The organism is Amycolatopsis oliviviridis (genome assembly GCF_014654365.1).
In the GTDB taxonomy this organism is placed as follows: domain Bacteria; phylum Actinomycetota; class Actinomycetes; order Mycobacteriales; family Pseudonocardiaceae; genus Amycolatopsis; species Amycolatopsis oliviviridis.
This window is the reverse complement of record NZ_BNAY01000004.1, coordinates 715,219-736,728: the sequence shown is the minus strand read 5'-3', so window position 1 is coordinate 736,728 and position 21,510 is coordinate 715,219. Positions and strand designations below refer to the sequence as shown.

The window sequence follows — 21,510 nt, the reverse complement described above, 5'->3', positions numbered from 1 at the left end:
GTGCTCCTAGTACTTCAGCAGGTTGGTGTCGTCGACCGAGGCCGAGCGCCGGGTGCGGAAGATCGCCATGATGATCGCGAGCCCCACCACGACCTCCGCGGCGGCGACGACCATCACGAAGAACGCCATCACCTGACCGTCGAGCGACCCGTTGATCCGGGCGAACGTGACCAGGGACAGGTTCGCCGCGTTCAGCATCAGCTCGATGCACATGAACACGACGATCGCGTTGCGGCGCACCAGCACCCCGACCGCGCCGATGGCGAACAGCAGCGCGGACAGGAGCAGGTAGTACGTCGGGGTCATTCCTCGTCCCCTTCTTTCTTGCCCACGAGCGCGTGCGCGTCCGGGCCCGGTTCCGAACCGGTCACCTGCTTGCGCTCGTTTTCCAGCTGCGAGGCCGAAGTCGACTCGATGATCTCCGAGAGCGACTCCGGCGCGATCGAACCGTCCGGCAGCAGCGCCGGGGTGGCGACCGAGTTGGCGGTGGCGAAGACACCCGGGCCGGGCAGCGGCGAAGGCCGGTCGTGCTTGCCGGTGAACCGGTCGACGACGAGTTCCTTCTGCGACTTCTTGCCGCCCTTGGCGTGCCTGTCCGTGAACGCGAGCACCATCGCGCCGAGCGCGGCGGTGATCAGCAGCGCCGAGGTGAGCTCGAACGGGAACAGGTACTTGGTGAAGATCAGCCGTCCCAGCCCGCCGGGGCCGCCGCCGTCGAGGTTCGCCGGGTCGCGCGGCAGCGCCGGGGTGACGTTGGCCAGCGCGCGGGCGAGACCCGCGGCGAGCAGCCCGCCGACGCCGATGCCGAGCAGGGTCGCCATGACCCGCTGCCCGCGCAGTACTTCCACGACCGAGTCCGAGCTCTCCCGGCCGACCAGCATCAGCACGAACAGGAACAGCATCATGATCGCGCCGGTGTAGACGATGATCTGCGTGAAGCCGAGGAACGGCGCCTGCTGGATCATGTACAGCGCGCCGAGGCACAGCATCGTGAGGACCAGCCACAGCGCCGAGTGCACGGCGTTGCGGGAGAAGATCATGCCGAGTCCGCCGAGCAGCGCGAGCGGGCCGAGCACCCAGAACGCGATCGTCTCGCCGGTGGTGATCCCGGCGGAGACGTCCGGCGCCTGGGCGAGGAGAGCCGTGATCACTTGACCGGCTCCTTCGGTTCGGCGGGCTGCTTGCGCGCCAGCTCAGGGCCGTTCACGTAGTAGTCCTGCTCGTTGTCGCCCAGCCGCATCGGATGCGGCGGCTGCTCCATACCGGGCAGCAGCGGCGCGAGGAGGTCTTCCTTGGTGTAGATCAACCGCTGCCGGTCGTCGTCGGCCAGCTCGTAGAAGTTGATCATCGTCAGGGACCGGGTCGGGCAGGCCTCGACGCACAACCCGCAGCCGATGCAGCGCAGGTAGTTGATCTGGTAGTCGGCGCCGTACCGCTCACCGGGCGAGAAGCGTGCCTCTTCGGTGTTGTCGCCGCCTTCGACGAAGATCGCGTCCGCCGGGCAGGCCCACGCGCACAGCTCGCAGCCGACGCATTTCTCCAGCCCGTCCGGATGCCGGTTGAGCTGGTGCCTGCCGTGGTAACGCGGCGCCGCGGGGGCGCCCGCCTCCGGGTACTCCTCGGTGGCGACCTTCTTGAACATCATGCCGAAGGTGACACCGAAACCCTTGATGGGATCAAGAATCCCCATCGCCGGCCTCCCTTCCACTGGAAACCGCCGCGGGCTTGCGCTTGGCAGCCCGGGCTTCGGCCTTCGCGAGGGCCTTCTGACGCGGAGTGTGCTCCGGGACCTGCAGGTCGAGCGGCGGCACGGGGAACCCGCCGCCGGTCACCGGGACGTAGTCCTCTTCCGGGATCTTCTTGTCCGGCAGCAGCAGGCTCAGGATGACGACGACGAGGATGAGCGCGCCGCCGCCGATGAGGATCTGCGGTGTGGACAGCCCGCCCGAGTTCTTGATCGCACGGACCGAGACGATCACGACGATCCAGACCAGGTTGACCGGCACCAGGACCTTCCAGCCCAGCCGCATGAACTGGTCGTACCGCAGCCGCGGCAGCGTGCCGCGCAGCCAGATGAAGCCGAACAGCAGGATGAACAGCTTCGCGGTGAACCAGAGCAGCGGGAGCCAGCCCTGGTTGAGCGCGTGGTCCGCGCCGACGAACGGGAACTTCCAGCCGCCGAGGAACAACGTTGTCGCGAACGCCGAAACGATCACCATGTTGACGTACTCGGCGAGGAAGAACATCGCGAACTTCATCGAGCTGTACTCGGTGTGGAAACCGCCGACCAGCTCGGATTCGGCCTCGGGGAGGTCGAACGGGGCGCGGTTGGTCTCACCGACCATGGAGATCAGGTAGATCACGAAACTAGGCAGCAGCAGGTAGAAGTACCAGCCGCTCTGCTGCGAATCGACGATCTGCGAGGTCGACATCGAGCCCGCGTAGAGGATGACGCCGACGATGGAGAGACCCATCGCGATCTCGTAGGAGATCACCTGCGCGGCGCTTCGCAGTCCGCCGAGCAGCGGGTACGGCGAGCCGGACGACCAGCCGGCCAGCACCAGGCCGTACACGCCGATCGAGGAGCAGGCCAGGATCACCAGCACGCCGACCGGCAGGTCGACCAGCTGGAGCACGGTCCGCTCACCGAAGATCGAGACCACCGGGCCGAACGGGATCGCCGCTAGCGCGATCAGCGCCGGCACCGCGGAGATCACCGGCGCGAGGAAGTACACCTTGCGGTCGGCGGTGTCCGGAATGATCTGTTCCTTGAACGGCAGCTTGATCGCGTCCGCCAAGGACTGCAGGTAGCCGCCGGGGCCGACCCGGTTCGGGCCGGGCCGGTTCTGCATCCGGCCGACCGCCTTGCGCTCCCAGACGATCAGGAAGATCGTCAGGATCGGGCCGATCAGCAGGATGACGACCGTCTTGATCAGGATCAGCCACAACGGGTCGTCCGCCAGCAGCGCCGCCCGCTCGGCGGCGTCCGGCATCTGGCTGAGCAACGGAGTCACTTCTCACCTCGGCATTCTTCGAAGCCGCGCGACCGCGATCGCGTCGCCAGGGCGCGATTCGGCGATCCCAGCACAGCTGCTGAGTCGTGGCGCCCTGCCGCCGCGATAGCGGGGCCTTCGGCCAGGGCGCGGCGTAGTGCTTGGTCGCCACAGCTGAGCAACATCGAACTCACCCCTCCGCCCCGGTGAGGGTGACGGCAGAGCCATGTCCGGCACAAAGGGAAGCTCGTACGGCCGAACCGTCGGAGTTGCCCGGGAGCCACACGACGCCGTCCGGCAGGTCCGCGACCTCGATCGGCAACGTGATGGAACCGCGTTCGGTGGAGACCTTCACGCTGCCGCCCAGGCCTTCGGCGGTCTTGGCCGAGAGCTTGGCGACGACGTCGCGCTGCGTGCCCTTGAGGTGCGGCTCGTCGTCCTGCAGCGAACCGTTGTCGATCAGCTGCCGCCAGGTGGCGAGGAGGACCTGACCGTCCTTGGGCTCCGGGCGTGCAATGAAAGCGTCCTTCATAGCAAAATCTGCAATGAAAGCGTCCTTCATCTCACGCGACGGCAGCTTGGCCAGATCGGCGGCGGAAGCGGCCGGGGTCTGGGTGAACAGGTCCGCGTCCATCTCGACGGCGAGGGTGTCGAGCACCCGGCAGTCCGGCAGGGCGCCGGTGCCTTCGAGGGTGACGGCGAACTCGCGGCGGCGGCCTTCCCAGTTCAGGTAGCTGCCCGCCTTCTCGACCGCCGGGGCGATCGGGAGGACGACGTCCGCGTGCTCGGTGACCCCGCTGTGCCGCAGTTCCAGGCTCACCACGAACTTCGCGTTCTCGAGCGCGCGGCGGGCCAGGTCCGGATCCGGCAGGTCGTCCGGGTCGACGCCGCCGACCAGCAGGCCGTCGATGTCCTGACCCGAAGCGGCCTTGAGGATGGCGGTGGTGTCACGGCCCTCCGTGGCGGGAAGCGTGACGCCCCAAGCCTTTTCGACCTCGGCACGAGCCTCTGCGTCGGCGACCGGACGGCCACCGGGCAGCAGCGTCGGCGCCGCGCCCGCCGCCAGGGCACCGCGTTCACCCGCACGACGCGGGATCCACGCGAGCCGGGCGCCGGTGCGCTCCACCAGCCGGTGCAGGGCCGAGAAGAGACCCGGGACCTCGGCGGCACGTTCGCCGACGAGGATCACGGCTCCTTCCGAAGCCAGTGCCTGGTCGACATCCTGCGCGTGCTGCGCGATGCCGTCGATCGCGGCGGCCTCGGCACCCGGCGCGCAGGCCAGCAGTTCGCCGAAGGTCTTGCGGACCGACGAGGTGGTCCACTGTCCCAAGTGGACGACGCGGGTGCGGTTCTTGCGGGCCGCCTTGCGCAGCCGCAGGAACACGATCGGCGCTTCGTCCTCCGGCTCGAACGCGACGCACAGCACCGTGCGCGCCCGCTCGATCTCGCCGAAGGTGACTCCGCTTTCCGGCGTCGTCCCGACCACGTGCGACGCGAGGAAGCCCAGCTCCTCGGCCGAATGCGGGCGGGCGCGGAAGTCGATGTCGTTGGTGCCCAAGGCGATCCGCGCGAACTTCGAGTACGCGTAGGCGTCCTCGACGGTCAGACGGCCACCGGTCAGCACCGCGGCGCCCTTGCCGTCGCGTGCCTTGGCCAGCCCTTCGGCGGCCGCGCGCAGCGCGTCGGTCCAGGAAGCCTCTTCGAGCACGCCGTCGGCGTTGCGGACCAGCGGACGGCGGATGCGGTCGTCCGCGGTCGAGTAACGGAACGCGAAGCGGCCCTTGTCGCAGATCCACTCTTCGTTGACCTCGGGGTCGTCGCCCGCGAGCTTCCGCATGACCTTGCCGCGGCGGAAGTCGGTCCGCTCGGCGCAGCCGGAGGAGCAGTGCTCACACACGCTCGGCGAGGACACCAGGTCGAACGGCCGCGAACGGAACCGGTACGCGGCCGACGTCAGCGCGCCGACCGGGCAGATCTGGATGACGTTGCCGGAGAAGTACGACTGGAACGGCTGGCCCGAGGTGGTCCGGGAGGCCAGGTCCAGCACGTCGGCGGTCTCGGCGGTGCCGATCTGCTGGTGCGCGCCGCGTTCGAGGAGCTCGATGAACGGGTCGCCGGCGATCTCGCGGGAGAACCGGGTGCAGCGCTGGCAGAGCACGCAGCGCTCGCGGTCCAGGAGCACCTGCGAGGAGATCGGCAGCGGCTTCGGGAACGTCCGCTTCGTGTCGACGAAGCGGGAGTCCGCGCGGCCGTGCGCGAGCGCCTGGTTCTGCAGCGGGCACTCGCCGCCCTTGTCGCAGATCGGGCAGTCCAGCGGGTGGTTGATGAGCAGCAGCTCCATCACACCCTGCTGGGCCTTGTCCGCGACGGGCGAGGTCAGCTGGGTCTTCACGACCATGCCGTCGGCGACCGTCATGGTGCACGAGGCCTGCGGCTTCGGCATCGGGCGACCGCCCATTTCGACCTCGACCAGGCACTGGCGGCAGGCGCCCGCCGGGTCGAGCAGCGGGTGGTCGCAGAAGCGCGGGATGACCGTGCCGAGCCGTTCGGCGGTGCGGATCAGCAGCTCGCCCTTGGGCGCGATGACCTCTTCACCGTCGATGACCAGCTTGACGTGGCCCTCGGGGACCGGAGTCTCTTCGACCTCGGTTCCGGGCTTGTCGGGTGCGATCGTCATGCCTGCGCCCCCACCAATTCGCGCTTGTTTTCGTGACACAAAGCCAGGAACTCGTCCCGGAAGTACTTGATCCCGCTCTGGATCGGCGAGACCGCGCCGTCGCCGAGGGCGCAGAACGAGCGGCCGAGGATGTTGTCGCAGACGTCGAGCAGGGTGTCGATGTCCTCCTCGGTGCCCTTGCCCTCGACCATGCGCTCCAGGATCTGCGCCAGCCAGTAGGTGCCTTCACGGCACGGCGTGCACTTGCCGCAGGACTCGTGCTCGTAGAACTGCGTCCACTTCATCACGGCCCACGGCACGGAAACGGTCTCGTTGAAGACCTGCACGGCCGTCGTGCCCAGCATCGACCCGGCTTCCGCCGCGCCCTCGAAGTCCAGGGGAACGTCGAGGTGTTCCTTGGTGAACATCGGCGTGGACGAACCACCCGGCGTCCAGAACTTCAGCGGGACTCCGTCCTTCATGCCGCCCGCCATGTCGAGCAGCTCGCGCAGCGTGGTGCCGAGCGGGCATTCGTACTGGCCGGGGTTCTCGACGTGGCCGGAGATCGAGTAGATCTTCGGGCCGGGCGACTTCTCGCGGCCCATCTGGCGGAACCAGTCGGAACCGCCGTTGATGATGTACGGCGCGCTGGCGATGGTCTCGACGTTGTTGACCGTGGTCGGCGCCGCGTAGAGACCGGCGGCGGCCGGGAACGGCGGCTTGAGCCGCGGCTGGCCGCGACGGCCTTCCAGCGAGTCCAGCAGCGCCGTCTCCTCGCCGCAGATGTACGCCCCCGCGCCCGCGTGCACGGTGATGTCGAGGTCGAATCCGGAGTCGAGGATGTTCTTGCCGAGGTAACCGGCGTCGTAGGCCTCGCGCACGGCCGCGTTGAGCCGGCGGATGCAGTGCAGCGCCTCGCCGCGGACGTAGATGAAGCAGTGGTGCGAACGCATCGCGTACGAGGCGATGACGCAGCCTTCGATCAGCGAGTGCGGGTCCGCCATCATCAGCGGGATGTCCTTGCAGGTGCCCGGCTCGCCCTCGTCGGCGTTGATGACGAGGTAGTGCGGCTTGTCCTCGTTCGGCGGCATGAAGGACCACTTGATGCCGGCCGGGAAGCCCGCGCCGCCCCGGCCGCGGAGGCCGGAGTCCTTGACCAGCTGGACGATCTGCTCGGGAGTGCCCTTGAGCGCCTTGCGGATCGCGGTGTAGCCCTCGAGGGCTTCGTAGGACTGGATCGTCCAGGAGTTGGGCGAAAGCCAGCGCTTCGTGAGGACCGGAGTGATGGGATCTGCCATTACTTCTTCTCCACTTCAGGGAGCGCGACGTCCTTCATGGCGGGCGCCGTCCAACCGCGGTCTTGCGCGACCTGCGCGCCCCGCAGGGTTTCGACGGCCTGCGAAGGACCGTCGACGTCCGTGCGGTACTGCTGCGCGTCCTCCGGGAAGAACCCGGCGAGCTGCAGTTCGGCGCCCTTGAAGTCCGTCAGCGGCGCGCCGCGCGTCGGGGCGGGCTTCTTGCCCGCCTGCAACGCGTCGACCAGCGCGACGGCCTTTTCCTCGGTCTGGTTGTCGAAGTACTCGTAGTTGACCTGGATGACCGGGGCGAGGTCACAGGCCGCGAGGCATTCGGCGTGCTCCAGCGTGATCGAGCCCTGCTCGTTCGGCGTACCCGCGGTCTCGTTGTGTCCCAGCGGCTTCTCCTCGGAACCGAGGTGCGTCTGGAGCTTCTTGTAGATCGCGTCGCCGCCCATGGCCGCGCAGAGCGTGTTCGTGCAGACGCTCACCAGGTGCTCGCCGCACGGGCGGCGCTTGTACATGGTGTAGAACGTCGCGACCGCGCTGACCTCGGCGTCGGACAGGTCCAGGTTGCTCGCGCAGAAGGCGATGCCCTCCTGGCTCACGTACCCCTGCACCGACTGCACCAGGTGCAGCATCGGCAGCAGCGCCGACCGGGACTGCGGGTACCGCGAGATCAGGTTCCGCGCCTTGGCGTAGGTGTCGGCGTCGAAGATGTCTTCGAGCTTCGCGTTCTCCAGGATCCCTTCCGCCTCGGCGGGATCCGGCGCGATCGCGATCACGTCGACGTCACCACCGGCGGCGGCGTGGGTCTGCTCGGCCAGGCTGGTGCCGGGCTCGGGCGTCGGTGTCGTTCCGGGCTGGGTGCTCAACGGTCCACTCCCCCCATGACGGGGTCGATCGAGGCGATGGCGGCGATCACGTCCGCCACCAGGCCGCCTTCGGCCATCGCGGGCATCGACTGCAGGTTCACGAAACTCGGTTCGCGCACGTGGACCCGCAGCGGCCTGGTGCCGCCGTCGGAGACCAGGTGCACCCCGAGCTCACCGCGCGGCGATTCGACCGCCGTGTAGGTCTGGCCCGGCGGGACCTTGAAGCCCTCGGTGACCAGCTTGAAGTGATGGATCAGCGATTCCATCGACTGGCCCATGATCTTGCGGACGTGCTCCAGCGAGTTGCCCATGCCGTCGCTGCCGATCGACAGCTGTGCCGGCCAGGCGACCTTCTTGTCCTCGACCATGACCGGGCCCGGCTCGAGCTTCTTCAGGCACTGCTTGATGATCCGCAGGCTCTGGTGCATCTCCTCGACGCGGATCAGGTACCGCGCCCAGCAGTCCGCGTCGGTCGAGGTCGGGATGTCGAACTCGAACTCGTCGTAGCGGGAGTACGGCTCGGTCTTGCGCATGTCCCACGGGAGGCCCGCGCTGCGCAGCACCGGACCGGTGACACCGAGCGCGAGGCACGCGTCGACCGGCAGGTACCCGACGCCCTTGAGCCGGTTGCGCCAGATCGGCTGGCCGGTGAAGAGCTTGTCGTACAAGGGAAGCCGCTCGTCCATCGTCTTGACGAACGCGCTGACCGCCTCGTGGTAGTCGGCGGGCATGTCCTGCGCGAGACCGCCGGGGCGGATGAACGCGTGGTTCATCCGGAGACCGGTGAGGTGCTCCAGCAGGTGCAGGACCTCTTCGCGCTCACGGAAACCGAGCGTCATCGCCGTGGTGGCACCGAGTTCCATCCCGCCGGTGGCGATGTAGACCAGGTGCGAGCCGATGCGGTTGATCTCCAGCAGCATCACGCGCAGCAGCTCGGCCCGGCGCGGGGCCTGGATGCCGAGCAGCTTCTCGACGCCGAGGCAGTACGACAGCTCGGTCGACAGCGGCGCGAGGTAGTCCATGCGCGTCACGAAGGTGACGCCCTGGGTCCACGTGCGGTACTCGCAGTTCTTCTCGATCCCGGTGTGCAGGTAGCCGATGACCGAGCGGAGCTGGGTGACGGTCTCGCCCTCCATCTCCAGCACGAGCCGGAGCACGCCGTGCGTCGACGGGTGCTGCGGGCCCATGTTGATGACCATGCGCTCGTCGTGGCGGGAGTCCTCGATGAGGTCTTCCCAGTCACCGCCGGAAACGGTGTAGACGCGGCCTTCGGTCGTGTCGCGGGAGTCGGCTTCGGGGACTTCCGTTGCTTCTTCGTGGATGCTCACGAGTAAGACCTCCGCTGGTCCGGCGGCGGGATCTCCGCGCCCTTGTATTCGACCGGGATCCCGCCGAGCGGGTAGTCCTTGCGCTGGGGGTGACCGTCCCAGTCGTCCGGCATGAGGATGCGGGTGAGCGCCGGGTGCCCGTCGAAGACGATGCCGAACATGTCCCAGGTCTCCCGCTCCTGCCAGTCGGCCGTCGGGTAGAGCCCGACCAGCGACGGGACGTGCGGGTCCTCGATGTCGAGGGTGACTTCCAGCCGGATGCGGCGGCGGTAGGTCATCGACGTGAAGTGGTAGACCGAGTGCAGCCGCTGCGGGACGTCGACGCCGTAGTCCACGCCGGACAGCGAGCTCAGCAGCTCGAAGCGGAGACCTTCGTCGTCGCGCAGGGTCCTGGCGATCTCGACGAGGTGCTCGCGGGCAACGTAGAAGGTGATCTCGCCGCGGTCGACCGTGGTCTGCTGGATCGCGCTCGCCGGAACCTTGTTGTCCGCCAAGGCCGCGTAGAACTCGTCGGCGAATTCGTCGAACCAGCCGCCGTACGGACGCTCCGCCGGGGGCGGGCTGAACGCGGGGAGCCGGACACCGCCGTACCCGGAGGTGTCACCGGTGCCGTGCACGCCGAACATGCCCTGGCGTTCTTTACCGGTGACGACCGGCTCGGCCGGGCGGACACCCTGCGGTTCGAGACCGCCTTCGGGCCGTTCGGCGCTGGACTGCTCGCCGCCCGTCTCGGGGACTTCGGGAGTGTTTTCTTCGGGCACGTCGCTCACTTCTTCGCGTACTTGATCGAGGAGGCGATCAGCTCGGTGCGCTCACCGCTGGCGGCGCGGATCGCGGCCCGGCGGGCGTTGATCGGCTCGTCCTGGATCTTGGCGTGCAGCTTCAGGATCGCGTCGAGCAGCATTTCGGGGCGCGGCGGGCAGCCGGGGAGGTACATGTCGACCGGGACGATGTGGTCGACGCCCTGCACCACGGCGTAGTTGTTGAACATCCCGCCGGACGAGGCGCAGACGCCCATCGCCAGCACCCACTTGGGCTCGGCCATCTGGTCGTAGATCTGGCGCAGCACCGGCGCCATCTTCTGCGTGACACGGCCGGCGACGATCATCAGATCCGCCTGGCGCGGCGTCGCGCTGAAGCGCTCCATGCCGAAACGCGCGATGTCGTAGCGGGAACCGCCGACGGTCATCATCTCGATCGCGCAGCAGGCGAGACCGAAGGTGGCGGGCCACATCGAGTTCTTGCGGGCCCAGTTCACCAGGCCTTCGAGACTGGCCAGGAGGATGCCGTTGGGGAGTTTTTCTTCGAGGCCCATGCTTCTCTAGTTCCAATCCAGGCCGCCGCGACGCCACACGTAGGCGTACGCGAAACCGACCGTCGCGATGAACAGCACGATCTCCACCAGGCCGAACATGCCCAGCGCGTCCGCGGAGACCGCGAACGGGTAGAGGAAGACCATCTCGATGTCGAACAGGATGAACAGCATCGCGGTGATGTAGTACGCGACCGGCATCCGGCCGCCGCCGACGACCGGCTGCGGCGACGGTTCGATGCCGCATTCGTAGGCCGCGAGCTTCGCCTTGTTGGCGCGGCTCGGGCCGACGAGCGGGCCGAGCAGCACCGAAAGCACCGCGAACGCGAGCGCGAGGACGAACAGGAGGACCAAGGGGAGGTACATGTCCAGATTGGGCACCTTCGTGGTGTCCGCCTGGGCCAGCACGGGCAACATCAGCACGGGGTTTTCGCCATCCTTTCCGCGCCGCTGCGGTTTTCGAGTCGGGGTTCACCGCTTCCCTCGGTCGGCACCCTAAGTCACCTGGGTCACACCGCCGAGGGTTAGGCAACCCTTACGGGCCGTGCATGACGACCCCCTTGCTTGTGAAATAGTTCACAAGCCTCCCGTCGAGGATGTGAAGCGATTCACAAAGCATGGGGGGAGTGTAGGACGTGACTCACATTCTTGTCCCTAGGCCCCGTGCTATAAGGCTGCCCTAACTTGACCGCACGGCCAGCACGGTTTCTTCCCGCGTGCGATACCGGTGACCTGCGACGTCGTTCCGAAGATCGACTCGGGACGTCCGATTGACCACTTTTGTCCTGTGACCGATACCACTGCGCGGAGTACCCGTGACTGGTCCAGACGTGTGGTCGCGCGCCCTGGCCCACCGCATTTCGTCCTCTGATTGCGGTAGTTCAGAACGCGAACTACCGCAATCAGAGGACGAAATGCGTGGCGTCAGCGTGGGGTCAGCGCGGAGTGGGGGTGGCGCGGGCCAGAGCGGCGATGAGGCGGTCGACGCCGTCCCCGCCCTTGGCGTCGTAGCAGCCGGAAAGTCCCTTGTAGACCAACGGAAGGATCGAGTTGATCCGCAGCCCGTACTTCGTCGCGGCGTGCATGACCTTCGGCTTCCCGATCAGCTTCGCGAACACGTTGCCGAGCCGGTAGTAGCCGCCCATCAGCTCCCCGACAGCGCGCGGGTAGCCCTCCAGCGCCCGCTCACGCGAAGGTCCTTCGCGCCGCGCCAGCGCCTGCACGACGAACTCCGACGCCAGCTGCGCGGACTCCATCGCGGCCGAGATGCCCTCACCGTTGAACGGGCTGACCATGCCGCCCGCGTCGCCGAGCAGCAGCAGGCCGTCGCGGTAGTGCGGGGTGCGGTTGAAGCCCATCGGGAGACCGGCGCCGCCGACCTTGCCGATGGCGTTCTCCTCGCGGTAGCCCCATTCCTCGGGCGTCCCGTCGAGCCACTGGCGCAGCAGCGCGCGGTAGTCGGTGCTGCGGAACGCCGCCGACGTCGACAGCATGCCAAGGCCGACGTTCACCGTGCCGTCGCCCAGCGGGAACGCCCAGCCGTAGCCGGGAAGCAGCTTCGGGTCGCGCGGGTCCGAGCGGTCCCACAGCTCCAGGTGGCCCTCGATGAACGGGTCGTCGTGGCGCGGGCTCTTGTAGTACTGCCGCACCGCGACGCCCATCGGGCGCTTCTCGTTCTTCTGGATGCCGACGCTCAGCGCGAGCCGCGCGGAGACGCCGTCGCAGGCCAGGACCAGCGGAGCGCGGTAGCTCACCGGCGTCTTCTCCGGGCCGACCTTCGCCTCGACACCGATCACACGGCCGGTGGGGCCGGTGATCGCGCCGGTGACGGTGGTGCGCTCGTAGAGCCGCGCGCCCGCCTTGACCGCGGTCTTCGCGAGCAGGTCGTCGAAGTCCTGACGGGTCCGCGAGACGCCGTAGGGCGGGTAGCTGGTCAGATCCGGCCAGTCGAGCTCCAGCGTCAGCTCGCCGGTGAGGATCCGCAGGCCGCGGCTGTGCACCCACCCCGCGTCCTCGCTGGTGTCGATCCCCAGGTCGATGAGCTGCTTGACGCCGCGCGGGGTCAGACCGTCGCCGCACACCTTCTCGCGCGGGAACTCGGTCTTCTCCAGCAGCAGCACGTCGACGCCCGCGCGGGCGAGGTACGTGGCGGCGGTGGAGCCGGCCGGACCGGCACCGACGACGATGACTTCGGCGTCGTGGTCAGGGTTGCGACGTGTCATGGCCGCGAGTTTACGGAGGGCTTTTTGGCACGGTGGATGGCGACGACGCCGAACGTGAGGTTCAGCCACTCCACCTCGGTCCAGCCCGCGCTCGCGATGATCTCCCCCAGCGTCCGCTGATCCGGCCACGCCAGCATGGATTCGGCCAGGTAGGAGTACGCCTCGGGGTTCGATGAGGTCCGGCTGCCGACCCAGGTGAGCAGCCGCAGGATGAACTTGCGGTGCAGGAACCGGATCGGCGGGAATGTGGGCGTCGACACCTCGCAGATCACCAGGCGGCCACCCGGTTTGACCACCCGCGCGATCTCGGTGAGCGCGGCCTTGGTGTCGACGAAGTTCCGCAGCGCGAGCGAGATGGTCACCGCGTCGAAGCTGCCGTCGGCGAACGGCAGCTTCAACGCGTCGGCGGCCACCATCGGGACGCCGCGATGCCTGCCCGCCTTGAGCATGCCGACCGAGAAGTCCGCGGCGAGGCACCACGCGCCGTTGCGCGCGTACTCGACGGTGGACACGCCGGTGCCCGCCGCGAGGTCCAGCACCTTCTCGCCGCGTTTGGCGTCCAGCACCCGTGCGGTGATGGTGCGCCAGCGGCGGTCGAAGCCGAAGGTCATGAACGAATTCGCGCGGTCGTAGCCGTCCGCGACGTCGTCGAACATGGCGGCGACTTCGTGCGGATCCTTGTCAAGACTCGCTCGGGACATACCCCGAACAGTAACTCGCCGCCGCTGAGACACTTCGGCCAAGCGGGAGCAAAGCGACGCCCCGTAGGGTCACCTGGTCCGGTGAAGCAACGCCGGGGCACGGTGCGCACCGGCCCCCGCGACCTCGCCGGCGAGGATCCTCCGCTCCAGCGACCGCAGTTCCGGCCCCGGTTCGAGGCCGAGATGGTCGACCGAGAACCGGCGCGCCCGCCGGTACGCCGCCAGCGCTTCGGACGTGCGCCCGGCCCGCCAAAGAGCGTCCATCAGGAGGTACTGGGCACGCTGCCGCAACGGATGCCGCCGCACCAGATCCGCCAGTTCGAGGGCCGCGCTCGCGTGCCGCCCGAGGGTCAGTTCGGCCTGGTAGAGCTCTTCGAGCAGGACCAGGCGGTGCTCCGAGAGGCGCATGGTCTCGTCCGAAAGCAGCGGGACGTCCAAGCCGTCGTAGGGCGCGCCGTGCCAGTGCGTGAGGGCCTGCCGGATCAGGGAGACGCGCTGCGCGGGGTCCGCGGACTTGAGCGCCTGGCTCCCGAGCGTCTCGAAGGTCTCGACGTCGAGTTCGCCAGGGTGGACCTCCAGCCGGTAACCGCCGTTGTCGAACCCGAGCCGGTCGCCTTCGGGCAGGGCCTGCCGCAGCTTGTGGACGTGCCAGTGCAGCTTCGGCACCGCCCGGGGCTCCCACCGGCTCTCCCACAGTGCCTCGGTGAGCACGTTCACCGGAACGTAGGTGTTCGCGCGGACCAGCAGCACGCCGAGAAGCGTTCTTCTCATCCGGCCGTGCAGCGGGACCGACCGCGAACCCGAAGAGATGCTGAACGTTCCCAGTACTTCGAACCTCACGTGCCGTCCTCTCGCTCGATGGCGTGAGGGGACGATGAATGCCGGTTGTACAAAGAAGATACAAATGATCAGGCCTGGGAGCGAAGCTCCTCCGTTGAGGGTGGTGGCGGGGGCATGGATGGAGATCACTTGAGTGCGGAGAGCATTCCTTCGACCGATCGCGGCCAGGCGAAATCCTCCGCTCGCGCCCGCGCCGCCGCCCGTCGCGTGTCCTCGGGGCACTCCAGCAGATCTGTGACCGCGCCCGCGAACGCCGGGGCGCGATCGTCGACGGCCTCACCGCAGCCGGGACGCACGATCTCCCGCAGCGCCGACGACGCCGAGACCACCACCGGCGTGCCCGAGGCGAGCGCCTCCAGCGCCGCCAGCCCGAACGTCTCATGTGGACCGGGCGCGAGCGAGACGTCGGCGCTGGCCAGCAGGCGCGCGACGTCGCCACGTCCGGAGAGGAAGCCGAGGAAGGTCACCGGGAGCCCGCGCGCCCGCCGTTCCAGCGCCCGCCGCCGGGGCCCGTCGCCCGCGATCACGAGCCGGACGCGATGCCCCGCCTCGGTCAGCTCGGCGACGGTGTCCACACTGCGCTCGACGTGTTTCTCCGGCGACAGGCGTCCACAGTGGACGAGCAGCGCGTCCGCGTTCCCGGACAGCGTGTGCCGCCAGCCGTCGTCGCGCCGGGCCGGGGCGAACGTCGTGAGGTCGACACCGAGCGGGACGCGCCGCACGTTCGGCGCGGCGATCCGGTCGAACTCCGCGCGGGCGAACGCCGTCGTGCAGACGACCGTGTCGTAGCCCCGCGCCATCCGCCGGTTCGCGACGTCCGCGACGCGCCGCGCGACGGGCTCCGGCATCAGGAACTGCTCCAGCAGCCTGTCCAGCCGTTCGTGCGAGATCACCATGCTGGGCACGCCGTTGCGCCGCGCCCAGACGCCCATACCGCGCAGCGTGAGCCTGTCGGACACTTCCAGTCTGTCCGGTTCGAGGCGGTTCAGCACCGCGCGGACCCGGTGCGGATCGACCGCACGGTAGCCGCCCGTGCCCGGGATCTGCGGTGCCGGAAGAGAAAACCGGCGGACGCCCGAAGGCAGCGCCTCGTCCGCGTAGCGCTGCCCCGGCACCACGAGGGTCACCTGATGTCCGCTGGCCACGTAACCGGCGCCGAGATGGTGCAGCGCCGTCCGCAGCCCGCCCGAGCGTGGCCCGTAGAAGTTGGCGAGCTGCACGATGTGCACGGGTCAGGCCGCGCGAGCGACTTTGCCCTGGACGGCCTCGTAGTGGCCGACCAGTTCCCGGCAGACCGCGGGCCAGGTCCGGCCCAGCACCACCTTGCGCGCCTTCTCCCCCAGCCTGGCGCGCAACGCGTCGTCGCGCAGGTCGTTCACCTTCTCCACCAGCGCCGTCGCGAACCCGGCTCGGTCGGCGGGCAGCAGGTAACCGGTGCGGCCGGGCAGGACCAGGTCCTTCGGGCCGCCCGCGTCCGGGGCGAGCACCGGGAGCCCGGACGCCATCGCCTCCTGGATGGCCTGGCAGAACGTCTCGTGCGGTCCTGTGTGGACGAAGACGTCGAGGCTCGCGTACGCGGCGGAAAGCTCTTCGCCGTATCGAGCGCCGAGGAACGCCGCGCCCGGGATGCGTTCGCGCAGCATCGGCAGTTCCGGCCCGTCACCGACGACGACCACGCGGATCCCGTCGACCCCGGCGAGCGCGGTCAGCCGCTCGACCTCCTTTTCGGGCGCGAGCCTGCCGACGAACCCGACCAGCAGTTCACCGTTCGGGGCCAGCTCGGCGCGCAACGCCGGATCGGCGTGGGACGGCGAGAACCGCTCGATGTCGACGCCCCGCGCCCAGCGGTGCACCCGCGGGATCCCGTGCAGTTTCAGCTGTTCCATCGAATCCGACGACGGCGCGAGCGTGCGGTCGGCGCGCGAATGCAGGCGGCGTACCCAGCGCCAAGCCGCGCGGGCGGCGAGGCCGAAGCCGTACGCGGCGGCGAAACCGGCGATGTCGGTCTGGTACACCGCGACACACGGCACCCGCAGCCGTCTCGCCGCGGCGAGCCCGCGGGCGCCGACCACGAACGGGGACGCCAGGTGCACCACGTCCGGCCCGAAATCGGCCAGCGCGGTGAGCACCGTCCTGGTCGGCACGCCGACCGGGAGCGAGTTCACGCCGGGGAAGTCGAGGGCGGGGATACGCACGACCGGGGCGCCGAGGTACTCCCCGGGACCCGGCCCCGGGGCGATGATCAGCACGTCGTGCGCGCGGTCGCGGAGGTGTTCCACGACGCGGAGCACGGAGTTGGTCACGCCGTTCACCTGGGGCAGGAAACTTTCGGTGACTATCGCGACTCGCACGACGATCACTTTCGCATCCGGTTGTGACGCCCACGCCAACAAAAACGGAACAGACGACATGTCATCTCAAGGTCGTGTTCCGTAAACCAGTTTCGGCCACACTAGGCAGGCATGACCCTCCTGTCGTCAAGGCCGCCTCAGCCAGTCGAGCCCGGGCTGTTGTCGAGGGCCCTCGAAGTGGCCGGGCGGCTGGCCAACGACGCGACCGACGTGATCACCGCGACCGCGGGCCGTGGTGCCCAGCCCGATCCGAAGGACTCACCCTTCGATTGGGTCACCGACACGGACCGGATCCTCGAACGCCACACCCGCCGCGTGCTGACCGCCGAGTTCCCCGGCATCCCCGTCGTCGGCGGTGAATTCGGCGCCGACCACGGCGCCGACGTCGCCGAATACCGCTGGGTGGTCGACCCGGTCGACGGCACCGCGAACTACGTCGCCGGGGTCCCCTGGTGCGCGTACAGCCTCGCCCTGATCGACGCTTCGGGGCCGGTGGTGGGCGTGGTCGCGGACCCGTACCGGGCCCAGATCTACGCCGCCGCGCGCGGCCGCGGCGCTCGGGCGAACGGGAAGCCGATCACGCTCACCGACCGCCGCGGGACCGCCGGGGCGATCGTCTGCACGGAACTCACGCGCAAGGGTGTCTGGCCGGGGATGGGCCAGTTCATCGAACGGGCCGCCGCCGCGCACGCCGGGGTCCGGGTGCTCGGCTCGGCCGCGCTGGCGATCGCGCAGGTCGCGCTGGGACACGCGGCCGCCGCGGTGCTGCACAGCTACCGCGAATGGGACGTCGCCGGCTCGGTCGCGCTGGCCATCGAGGCGGGCGCCGTGGTGCTGGACCGGCACGGGGAAGACGCGGCGCTGCCCTCCGACGCGCTGTTGGTGGCTGCTCCGGGAGTGGCCGACGAGGTGCTGGGCTGGTGGCGAGAGTCAGTCGGCTGAGTTCGCCCTCCGATCACGCGAGCCCCGCCTTCAATCACGCGTGATCGCCTTCTGATCACGCGTGATCGCCGGTTCCGCACAGCGAGCCCGCGGGCCTCATCGGACGGCTCGCGTGATCAGAGGGACGACACGCGTGCCTGGATGGACGACACACGTGATCAGACGCGGGACTCGCGTGATCAGACGGACGACTCGGCGCGAGACCGGACGTTCTGCCGCCGGATCCACCACAGCAGCGGCCCGGCGATCACCCAGGTGAAGAAGATCATGCTGCCCAGCGGCAGCAGCGTGTTCGTCGCCGAGCGCCCGGCCACCCGCGCGAGTTCCGGGTCGCCGGCGTCGTACTCGATGTTCACCAGCTGCCCGGCGGCCAGCCCGGCCGGGTAGAGCACGCCGTTGGACGGGCTGTGCATGATGCCGTCGGGGGTGGCGTAGTTGATGATCGTCCGATCGAACGACACGGTCTCGACCTGTGCGGTCGCCTGGCCGAGCTGCGCTTCGATCGCGCTGTCGTTGCGGAACGCGGCGAACAGCAGCGAGACGCAGAGCACGGTGACGAGTGAGGCGACAACGAGGGCGGCATACCACCCGATGCGCCTCACCCGCTCCGCTTTGGCCGTCACGCCGCGAGCGTAGCGCTACCCGTCAGTGGGCGTGTCGCTCGGCGAGGAATTCATGGGTCGCCTTGATCTGCGGGTAGGACTTGGGTGCGACCGGTGCCACAGCGGCCCTGAGCGCGGCAGGCGGCGTCCCGTTCGGACCCACCGCGGGCTTGCCCTTGGTGTACAGCCAGGTCTGGAACAGGTCGTACAGCGGCTTGCCCGAGACCTTCTCCGCGAGCGCGATGAACTCCGGGATCACCGCCGACTTGCTCTTCTTCACCTGCTGCCAGGTCTGCAGGATCCGGAAGAACGTGTCGTCGCCCACAGCCTTGCGCAACGCGTGCACCGCGAGCGCGCCGCGGTTGTAGACGGCCGCGTCGAACTGCTTGTCCGCGCCCGGATCGGCGGGCAGGACCTGCCAGAACGGGGAGTCGGCCGGCAACGAGTCGTAGACGTACTGGGCGAGTTCGTCGGCCGTGCCCTCGCCGCTCTCCTCCGACCACAGGTACTCGCCGTAGGAGGCGAAGCCCTCGTTCAGCCAGATGTCGCTCCACTTGCCGAGCGTGACGCTGTCACCGAACCACTGGTGCGCCTGCTCGTGCGCGACGATCGAGGTGTTGGAGCCGGACCGGAACGCCCGGGCGCCGTACACCGGCCGCGTCTGGTTCTCCAGTGCGAAGGTGATTCCGGTGGTGACGACGCCGCCCTGCGCCTCGAACGGGTAGGGCCCGAACTTCGAGGCCAGGAACTCGGTGATCTCCGGCGTCCGCTCGATGCTGGCCTTGGCCGCGCCGAGCGATTCGCCGAGGTCCGCGCCGTAGGCGGTGATGAACGGCTTGCCGTCCGGCGTGGTCTGCTCGTTCACCTCGAACTTGCCGACCTCCAGCGACGTGAGATACGTCGCCTGCGGTTTGGTGCTGCGCCAGTTCCAGCGCGTCCAGCCCGGCCGCTGCACCGTCTTGCGCACGAGCGTGCCGTTCGACAGCGCCGCGACGTCGTTCGGGACCTCGACCGAGATGTCGTAAGTGGCCAGGTCGGTCGGATGGTCGTTGGACGGGAACCACCAGGCCGCGCTCTGCGGCTCGTCGACGGCGAGCGCGCCGTCCGGGGTCTTCTTCCAGGCGGTGAAGCCGTCGATCTTCACCTTCGACGGCGTGTCCGCGTAGGCCACGACGACGGTCGCCGTCTGGCCCTTCTTCAGCGGGGTGACCGGGGTGACGCTCAGCTCACCGGTGCCGTCGGTCGACGTCGCGAACTGCGCGGGCCGGTTGTTCACCCGGACGCTCGACACCTTCAGGCCGAAGTCGAGGTTGAACCGGGACAGGTCCTGCGTCGCGGTGAGCAGGATCGTCGTCGCCCCGGACAGCAGGTCGGTCGAGGGCTGGTAGGTCAGCCGGAGGTCGTAGTGCCCGACGTCGTAGCCGCCGTTCCCGGCGTGCGGATAGTACGGGTCACCGATACCGATCGAGCCGGGTGCGGGCGCGGCCGCCGCGGTGCTCGCGAGCAGCACCGAGACGACGCCCGCAGTCAATCCGGCGAAGCCGGCGCGAGTCTTCAAGCGCATTGCGAATCCTCCCAGGATTTGTCAGCGCGCTCGAAACTATCCAGATGATCATCACCGAGACACGTCCGAAGGAGGGGTTCCTACCCTCTGGACTGAGACGCGAAACGCCTAGACAGCGCGTACGGCGGAGGAAACCGCCGTACGGAGTCGCGCGTGCAGCTCGCGATGGCGCGTTCGGTCCACCCGGACCTCCACCACCCGCAGACCCGGCGCGGGCTTCAGCGCCTCGCGGAACTCGGTGAGCGTCTCGGCGACGACATGCGGCACGCGGTAACCGGCGCACAGGGCGCCGAGATCGGCGCCGTGCGGCGTCCCGAAAACGCGCTCGAAACTCGCGTTGTGCTCGGGCGCGCCCTGCTCCAGCAGGGAGAAGATGCCGCCGCCGTCGTCGTTGAGGACCACGATCGTCAAGTCGGGGCGTTGTTCGGCGGGCCCGGTCAGCAGACCGCTCGCGTCGTGCAGGAACGTCAGGTCGCCGAGCAGGGCGTACGAATGTCCCCTGTGGACGGTCGCGGCGCCGATCGCGGTCGACACCATGCCGTCGATCCCGGCGACGCCGCGGTTGCGGTGCACGAGGACGTCGGGCCGCAGCCGTCCGGCGAGCGCGACGTCACGGGTCGGATTGGACGAGCCGACGACCAGCAACGACCCCTCGGGCACCGCGTCGACCAGCTCGGTGGCCAGGCGCAACCCGCTCGGCCACGGCTCGGCGGCCAGCGCTTCGGTCACCGCCGACGACGCCGCCTTGTCCGCGCGCTGCCAGCTGGCGAGCCACTCCGGATCGGCCGGTTTGGTCGGCTCGTCGAACCACTGGCCGACCTGGCGGACGTTGTGCGCGGGCGCGGGCCAGTCCGAATCGGGCCGGACCAGCAGCACCTCGACGCCGGGATCGGACAGCACCCGCTGGACCTGCCGGAACACCGTCGGCCTGCCGATGCACAGGACCTGTTCGGGCTTGTGCCGGGAGATGAACTCCTCGACGCCGAGCAGCCACGCGCCGGACGAGATCGCCGTCGCGCCCGCCAGCCCGATGCCGCCGGTCTCGGAGACGACCGGCCAGCCGTGCAGTTCGGCCCATTCGCTGGCGGCCTGCACGCCGGTGTCGCACGCGATGACCAGGCCGTGGCGGGCCGAGGGCACCACGAACGAGGGAAGCGCGCCGAAGTCGGGGAGTTCGGTCCAGCGAGCGCCGTCGGGACGCCCTTCGAGTGACTCGTACCACTCGCCGTCATCGTCGATCTCCGGCACGAGCGGCTCGCGGAACGGGATGTTCAAGTGCACCGGCCCGCAGCGCCATTCGCCGTACGCGGCGTTCCAGGCGCGGCAGATCTGGCCGCGCCAGTACGAGTTCTGCCCGGCGCGGCGTTCGGCGACGGCGAGCTCGTCGAAGTAGCGGATGGCGTTGCCGTAGAGCTGGTGCTGGTCGATGACCTGGCTCGCGCCCGCGGCCCGCAGCTCGGGCGGGCGGTCGGCGGTCAGGACGATCAACGGGACACCCGCGCGGTCGGCCTCCAGGACGGCGGGGTGGAAGTTCGCGGCCGCGGTGCCCGAGGTGCACAGCACGGCGACGGGACGGCCGGTGCGCGCGGCGATGCCAAGGGCGAGGAAGGCGGCGCCGCGTTCGTCGATGCGGACGTGCAGCTGAAGGCGTCCGGCGGCCGCCGCGTCGTAGAGCGCGATCGACAGCGGGGCGTTGCGTGAGCCCGGGCAGAGGACGACGTGCGAGACGGTGTTGCGGACGAGTTCGTCGACGATCACCCTGGCCTGCGCGGTGGAAGGATTCACCGGCAGACCTCGGGTTTCACTCTACGACTCACGGCCACACGTCC

20 protein-coding genes are annotated in these 21,510 nt (G+C 69.1%); 1 reads left to right on the top strand and 19 read right to left on the bottom strand.

Going from position 1 to position 21,510, the window contains the following annotated elements:
* Positions 1 to 6: 6 nt before the first annotated feature.
* From nuoK to IE302_RS21430, 16 genes are all read right to left on the bottom strand, one after another.
* Positions 7 to 306 (bottom strand): NADH-quinone oxidoreductase subunit NuoK, encoded by a 300-nt coding sequence (nuoK, locus tag IE302_RS21505; protein WP_005151882.1) that lies wholly within the window; start codon positions 304 to 306, stop codon positions 7 to 9.
* Positions 303 to 1,151, bottom strand: coding sequence for an NADH-quinone oxidoreductase subunit J (locus IE302_RS21500; RefSeq protein WP_191256246.1), 849 nt, complete (start codon positions 1,149 to 1,151; stop codon positions 303 to 305). Before IE302_RS21500 ends, nuoK begins: the two co-directional genes overlap by 4 nt.
* Entirely contained in the window at positions 1,148 to 1,690 is a 543-nt protein-coding gene (gene nuoI / locus IE302_RS21495; RefSeq protein ID WP_191256245.1) for an NADH-quinone oxidoreductase subunit NuoI, read from the bottom strand. Before nuoI ends, IE302_RS21500 begins: the two co-directional genes overlap by 4 nt.
* Positions 1,677 to 3,014: an NADH-quinone oxidoreductase subunit NuoH gene (gene nuoH / locus IE302_RS21490; RefSeq protein WP_229907881.1), complete on the bottom strand. Its 1,338-nt coding sequence runs from the start codon at positions 3,012 to 3,014 to the stop codon at positions 1,677 to 1,679. Before nuoH ends, nuoI begins: the two co-directional genes overlap by 14 nt.
* Positions 3,015 to 3,183: 169 nt before the next feature.
* Positions 3,184 to 5,670 carry an NADH-quinone oxidoreductase subunit G gene (locus tag IE302_RS21485; protein ID WP_191256244.1) on the bottom strand — a complete coding sequence of 829 codons (2,487 nt, stop codon included), beginning with the start codon at positions 5,668 to 5,670 and terminating at the stop codon, positions 3,184 to 3,186.
* Complete coding sequence (gene nuoF / locus IE302_RS21480) at positions 5,667 to 6,947, bottom strand: NADH-quinone oxidoreductase subunit NuoF (RefSeq protein WP_191256243.1); 1,281 nt, start codon at positions 6,945 to 6,947, stop codon at positions 5,667 to 5,669. The genes IE302_RS21485 and nuoF overlap by 4 nt, the downstream gene beginning before the upstream one ends.
* Positions 6,947 to 7,819, bottom strand: coding sequence for an NADH-quinone oxidoreductase subunit NuoE (nuoE, locus tag IE302_RS21475; RefSeq protein ID WP_191256242.1), 873 nt, complete (start codon positions 7,817 to 7,819; stop codon positions 6,947 to 6,949). The genes nuoF and nuoE overlap by 1 nt, the downstream gene beginning before the upstream one ends.
* Positions 7,816 to 9,147 carry an NADH-quinone oxidoreductase subunit D gene (locus IE302_RS21470; RefSeq protein WP_191256241.1) on the bottom strand — a complete coding sequence of 444 codons (1,332 nt, stop codon included), beginning with the start codon at positions 9,145 to 9,147 and terminating at the stop codon, positions 7,816 to 7,818. Before IE302_RS21470 ends, nuoE begins: the two co-directional genes overlap by 4 nt.
* Positions 9,144 to 9,908, bottom strand: coding sequence for an NADH-quinone oxidoreductase subunit C (locus IE302_RS21465; protein WP_191256240.1), 765 nt, complete (start codon positions 9,906 to 9,908; stop codon positions 9,144 to 9,146). The genes IE302_RS21470 and IE302_RS21465 overlap by 4 nt, the downstream gene beginning before the upstream one ends.
* Before the next feature lie 5 nt (positions 9,909 to 9,913).
* On the bottom strand, positions 9,914 to 10,462 hold the full coding sequence (locus tag IE302_RS21460) for a NuoB/complex I 20 kDa subunit family protein (protein WP_005151847.1): 549 nt from the start codon (positions 10,460 to 10,462) through the stop codon (positions 9,914 to 9,916).
* A 6-nt stretch (positions 10,463 to 10,468) separates the two neighbouring features.
* Entirely contained in the window at positions 10,469 to 10,876 is a 408-nt protein-coding gene (locus IE302_RS21455; RefSeq protein WP_191256326.1) for an NADH-quinone oxidoreductase subunit A, read from the bottom strand.
* Between the two features lie 518 nt (positions 10,877 to 11,394).
* Entirely contained in the window at positions 11,395 to 12,681 is a 1,287-nt protein-coding gene (locus IE302_RS21450) for a geranylgeranyl reductase family protein (RefSeq protein WP_191256239.1), read from the bottom strand.
* The gene (locus IE302_RS21445; RefSeq protein WP_191256238.1) at positions 12,678 to 13,382 is read right to left on the bottom strand and encodes a demethylmenaquinone methyltransferase; all 705 of its coding nucleotides are present in this window, start codon (positions 13,380 to 13,382) and stop codon (positions 12,678 to 12,680) included. The genes IE302_RS21450 and IE302_RS21445 overlap by 4 nt, the downstream gene beginning before the upstream one ends.
* Positions 13,383 to 13,451: 69 nt before the next feature.
* Positions 13,452 to 14,222 (bottom strand): AfsR/SARP family transcriptional regulator, encoded by a 771-nt coding sequence (locus IE302_RS21440; protein WP_191256237.1) that lies wholly within the window; start codon positions 14,220 to 14,222, stop codon positions 13,452 to 13,454.
* A gap of 125 nt (positions 14,223 to 14,347) precedes the next feature.
* Complete coding sequence (locus IE302_RS21435) at positions 14,348 to 15,451, bottom strand: glycosyltransferase family 4 protein (protein ID WP_191256236.1); 1,104 nt, start codon at positions 15,449 to 15,451, stop codon at positions 14,348 to 14,350.
* Positions 15,452 to 15,454: 3 nt separating this feature from the next.
* Positions 15,455 to 16,573, bottom strand: a complete 1,119-nt coding sequence (locus IE302_RS21430) for a glycosyltransferase family 4 protein (RefSeq protein ID WP_229907880.1) — start codon at positions 16,571 to 16,573, stop codon at positions 15,455 to 15,457.
* Positions 16,574 to 16,684: 111 nt separating this feature from the next.
* Between IE302_RS21430 and IE302_RS21425 the strand changes: the two genes are divergently transcribed.
* Positions 16,685 to 17,515, top strand: coding sequence for an inositol monophosphatase family protein (locus IE302_RS21425; RefSeq protein ID WP_191256234.1), 831 nt, complete (start codon positions 16,685 to 16,687; stop codon positions 17,513 to 17,515).
* Between the two features lie 179 nt (positions 17,516 to 17,694).
* Here IE302_RS21425 and IE302_RS21420 read toward each other — a convergent pair whose 3' ends face one another.
* The 3 genes from IE302_RS21420 to menD all read right to left on the bottom strand — a co-directional run bounded on the left by IE302_RS21420 (position 17,695) and on the right by menD (position 21,466).
* Complete coding sequence (locus IE302_RS21420) at positions 17,695 to 18,138, bottom strand: DUF3592 domain-containing protein (RefSeq protein WP_191256233.1); 444 nt, start codon at positions 18,136 to 18,138, stop codon at positions 17,695 to 17,697.
* A 22-nt stretch (positions 18,139 to 18,160) separates the two neighbouring features.
* On the bottom strand, positions 18,161 to 19,681 hold the full coding sequence (locus IE302_RS21415) for a M1 family metallopeptidase (RefSeq protein ID WP_191256232.1): 1,521 nt from the start codon (positions 19,679 to 19,681) through the stop codon (positions 18,161 to 18,163).
* Between the two features lie 108 nt (positions 19,682 to 19,789).
* Complete coding sequence (menD, locus tag IE302_RS21410) at positions 19,790 to 21,466, bottom strand: 2-succinyl-5-enolpyruvyl-6-hydroxy-3-cyclohexene-1-carboxylic-acid synthase (RefSeq protein WP_191256231.1); 1,677 nt, start codon at positions 21,464 to 21,466, stop codon at positions 19,790 to 19,792.
* Positions 21,467 to 21,510 lie beyond the last annotated feature (44 nt).

Excerpts from the sequence above, each read along its gene's own strand:
- IE302_RS21455 (WP_191256326.1), bottom strand. The coding sequence starts at position 10,876 with ATGTTGCCCGTGCTGGCCCAGGCGGACACCACGAAGGTGCCCAATCTG.
- nuoF (WP_191256243.1), bottom strand. The coding sequence starts at position 6,947 with ATGGCAGATCCCATCACTCCGGTCCTCACGAAGCGCTGGCTTTCGCCC.
- IE302_RS21415 (WP_191256232.1), bottom strand. The coding sequence starts at position 19,681 with ATGCGCTTGAAGACTCGCGCCGGCTTCGCCGGATTGACTGCGGGCGTC.
- IE302_RS21450 (WP_191256239.1), bottom strand. The coding sequence starts at position 12,681 with ATGACACGTCGCAACCCTGACCACGACGCCGAAGTCATCGTCGTCGGT.
- nuoI (WP_191256245.1), bottom strand. The coding sequence starts at position 1,690 with ATGGGGATTCTTGATCCCATCAAGGGTTTCGGTGTCACCTTCGGCATG.
- IE302_RS21425 (WP_191256234.1), top strand. The coding sequence starts at position 16,685 with ATGACCCTCCTGTCGTCAAGGCCGCCTCAGCCAGTCGAGCCCGGGCTG.
- IE302_RS21445 (WP_191256238.1), bottom strand. The coding sequence starts at position 13,382 with ATGTCCCGAGCGAGTCTTGACAAGGATCCGCACGAAGTCGCCGCCATG.
- IE302_RS21485 (WP_191256244.1), bottom strand. The coding sequence starts at position 5,670 with ATGACGATCGCACCCGACAAGCCCGGAACCGAGGTCGAAGAGACTCCG.
- IE302_RS21460 (WP_005151847.1), bottom strand. The coding sequence starts at position 10,462 with ATGGGCCTCGAAGAAAAACTCCCCAACGGCATCCTCCTGGCCAGTCTC.
- nuoK (WP_005151882.1), bottom strand. The coding sequence starts at position 306 with ATGACCCCGACGTACTACCTGCTCCTGTCCGCGCTGCTGTTCGCCATC.